The sequence below is a fragment of the Mitsuaria sp. TWR114 genome (genome assembly GCF_007997345.1).
Map to the genome: position 1 here is coordinate 1 of NZ_VOSR01000743.1, position 3,246 is coordinate 3,246.

Genomic DNA, 3,246 nt, shown 5'->3' on the forward strand with positions numbered 1-3,246 from the left:
CTGGCCGGCATCGTCGACGTCACGCTGTCGGGCCTGTCACCCGACCTGCGCTGCACCTTCGACCTGGCCTGCCTGCAGGAAGAGTCCTACCGCGAGGTCGCCGCGCTGCAGGCGATCCCGATCGGCACGGTGCGCTCACGGGTGAACCGCGTACGCACCCTGCTGCGCGCCCGCCTGAAGCAGGAATTCGCCGACTACGCGGTCTGATCCCCCCGCCTCGTGCTTCCCGCCTCGCGCCTCCCGCCTCCCGGCCGGACAAGCGCGGTCAGTCGATCCAGCGCATCACCAGCTGGGTCGCCACCAGCGCGAGCGTGAATCCGCCGATGCCCCACAGCAGCGTCTGGAGCAGATGGTTGGTCCGCCGCTGCTCCAGCAGCAGCTGGCGCGTCAGGTCCGAATGCCCGCCTTCGGCGCGCTGACGCAGCACCTCGTGCATCAAGCGGGGGAATTCCGGCACCATCTGCGCGAATCGCGGCGCCTCCTTCTTCAGCTGCCGCACGAAGGCGCGCCAGCCCACCTGCTCATCCATCCAGCGCTCGAGGAAGGGCTTGGCCGTGGCCCAGAGATCCAAATCAGGATCGAGCTGCCTGCCCAATCCTTCAATGTTGAGCAGCGTTTTTTGCAGCAAAACCAGCTGCGGCTGAATCTCCACGTTAAATCTGCGGGAGATCTGAAACAGCCGCATCAGCACCTGGCCGAGCGAGATGTCCTTCAGCGGCTTGTCGAAATGCGGCTCGCAGACAGTGCGCACCGCCCCCTCCAGTTCATCGACGCGGGTCTCCGGCGGCACCCAGCCGGACTCGATGTGGAGCTCCGCCACCCGCTTGTAGTCGCGACGGAAAAAGGCGATGAAGTTCTGCGCCAGGTAATCCTTGTCGACCTCGGTGAGCGTGCCGATGATCCCGAAGTCCAGCGCCACGTAGTTGCCGAAGGTGTGCGGATCCAGGCTGACCTGGATGTTCCCCGGGTGCATGTCGGCGTGGAAGAAGCCGTCCCGGAAGACCTGCGTGAAGAAGATCGTGACACCGTCGCGGGCCAGCTTCTTGATGTCGACGCCAGCCTCCCGCAGGCGCTCGAGCTGCGAGATCGGCACGCCGCGCATGCGCTCCATCACGATGACCTCGCTCCGGCAGAGCTCCCAGATCATCTCCGGCACCAGCACCAGGTGCAGGTCCTGCATGTTGCGGCGCAGTTGGGCGGCGTTGGCGGCCTCGCGGACCAGGTCCAGCTCGTCGTGCAGGTAGGTATTGAATTCGGCGACCACCTCGCGCGGCTTGAGCCGGCGCCCGTCGGCGGAGAAGCGCTCCACCCAGCCCGCGACGGTGCGCATCAGCGCCAGGTCGTCCTCGATGATGTCGAGCATCCCCGGCCGCAGCACCTTCACCGCGACCTCCCGCCCATCCATCAGCGTCGCGAAGTGGACCTGCGCGATCGAGGCGCTGGCCACCGGCTCGGCCTCGAAGGTGGCGAAAAGCTCCTCGATGCGGCGCCCGAAGGCGCGCTCGATCAGCTCGCGGGACAGCTCGGCCGGGAACGGCGGCACGTTGTCCTGCAGCTTGGACAGCTCCTCGATCATGTCCGGCGGCACCAGGTCGCGCCGCGTCGACAACAGCTGGCCGAACTTGACGAAGATCGGTCCGAGCCGCTCCAGCGCGAGCCGCAGCCGCACGCCGCGCGGCTGGTCCCAGGCGCGGCCGACCGAGATCAGCCGGCGCAGGAAACGGAAACGCCGACGCTTGAGCGTCGACAACGCCAGCTCGTCCAGCCCGAATCGGTAGAGGGTCCAGACGATGACCAGGAGGCGGGACAGATACCTCATGCCCGGACCGGGTTCCCGGACCTCATGCCCGGCCCTGGCCGTCCGGCATGAAACGGCCCGCCTGGCGGGCCAGGGTCGCCATCGCGCCCGCGACGGCGCGTCCGAAGCGACCCAGCTGGTGCGCCACGGCCGGACCGGTGATGGCGGCGAGGTCGTCCTCGATGTCCCAGCGCACGTGATCGATCAACCAGTTGAAGTCGCCGGCCAGTTGCGCATCGCCGTCCACCCGCACCTCGGGCCGGGCGCCGGACAGCGCCGCGAAGGCCGCCGCCGCCGGATTCGACGCGTCGAGTTCGATGAGCAGGTCCGGTTCTTGCCTAGGGCCCTCCTCGTCGCCCAACCGTTCCAGAAGACCCGCCGGGGTGATGCGCAGCCGCAGGTCCGGCGCGGCCGGCAGCATGGCCGGCCAGCCCACCAGGCGCAGCCGCAGCGTCTTGCCCGTGTGCGGGGCCAGGCGCGCGGTGGCGACCGGCTCGCGGGACATGACATGGTTGAGCAACAGCGTGATGCGATCCTGGAGCGCAGGGGCCAGGAGCTTGGACCATTCTTGAAGCATGGGGCGGATTGTAGGCAGGCCCGGAGGACGGCCTGATGAACGAGGAAACCGGTGACAAGCTAGGGCGTCCGGTTACGAGTTCGTGAGATGAATTGAGAGAGAATTTCCGGCTCCGGCCGGACAGGAGCGGCAGGCCGGCCTCGATGCCGCCCGCCGTACGGCCACGAGGGAAGCAACGAAGGACCAACGGGTGATGTTTGAGGACCGGAACTACAAGAGAACCTTCTACAGCGCGCCGCAGTCGGTCCAGTCGTTCATCGCGGCATTCCTGGAACCGACGCTGATCGTCCTGATCTACCTGTGCCTGCTGGCCTGGTTCGGCGAACCGGTCATGCGCTCCACCTACACGCTGTGCATGCTGGTGTTCGCGCTGACCTTCCCGGGACGCAACCGCTTCTCGGATCATCCCGCCAGCGCCGTGACCGACATCGTCGGTTCCTGGTTGATGCTGCTGCTGATCCTGGGCATGTTCGCCTACGCCACCAGCAGCTTCCATTACTTCGAGCGCCCGGTGCTGCTGTGGTGGGCGCTGCTGACGCCGCTGGCACAGATCCTGGCGGTCGAGATCGGCCGGCGCGTGCTGCGCTGGCGCGCGCAGCAGCCCTCGGTGCGGCGCACCGCGGTGATCGTCGGCGCCGGGCCGCTGGGCGCGAAGGTCGGCCGGGCGCTGTCCTTCGGTTCCATCCGCGGCGTCGAGTGCCTGGGCTTCTTCGATGACCGCACCGACGACCGCCTCCATCCCGACAGCGTCGGCCGGGTGCTGGGCACGCTGCCGCAACTGAGCGACTACGTCCGCGCCAACGGCGTGCGCGAGGTCTACATCACGCTGCCGCTGGGCTCGCAGCCGCGCATCCTGCAGCTGCTCGAGCAG

At 67.9% G+C, this 3,246-nt stretch carries 3 protein-coding genes and 1 pseudogene; 2 read left to right on the top strand and 2 right to left on the bottom strand.

Features of this window, described 5'->3' with window-relative positions:
- The coding region (locus FUT87_RS23480; RefSeq protein WP_310735317.1) for a sigma factor-like helix-turn-helix DNA-binding protein at positions 1–207 on the top strand (207 nt) is incomplete at its 5' end.
- A gap of 58 nt (positions 208–265) precedes the next feature.
- On the opposite strand, the gene ubiB is transcribed toward FUT87_RS23480, so the two are convergent.
- Together ubiB and FUT87_RS23490 are read right to left on the bottom strand one after the other, a co-directional pair.
- Positions 266–1,819 (bottom strand): ubiquinone biosynthesis regulatory protein kinase UbiB, encoded by a 1,554-nt coding sequence (gene ubiB, locus FUT87_RS23485; protein ID WP_147242570.1) that lies wholly within the window; start codon positions 1,817–1,819, stop codon positions 266–268.
- Between the two features lie 22 nt (positions 1,820–1,841).
- Positions 1,842–2,375, bottom strand: coding sequence for a hypothetical protein (locus tag FUT87_RS23490; protein ID WP_147242571.1), 534 nt, complete (start codon positions 2,373–2,375; stop codon positions 1,842–1,844).
- A gap of 193 nt (positions 2,376–2,568) precedes the next feature.
- Between FUT87_RS23490 and FUT87_RS23495 the strand changes: the two are divergent.
- A pseudogene (locus FUT87_RS23495) lies at positions 2,569–3,246 on the top strand (undecaprenyl-phosphate glucose phosphotransferase); the annotation flags it as partial.

What these genes read in the sequence shown, in the direction of transcription:
- FUT87_RS23490 (WP_147242571.1), bottom strand. Translation starts at nt 2,375, where the DNA reads ATGCTTCAAGAATGGTCCAAGCTCCTGGCCCCTGCGCTCCAGGATCGC.
- ubiB (WP_147242570.1), bottom strand. Translation starts at nt 1,819, where the DNA reads ATGAGGTATCTGTCCCGCCTCCTGGTCATCGTCTGGACCCTCTACCGA.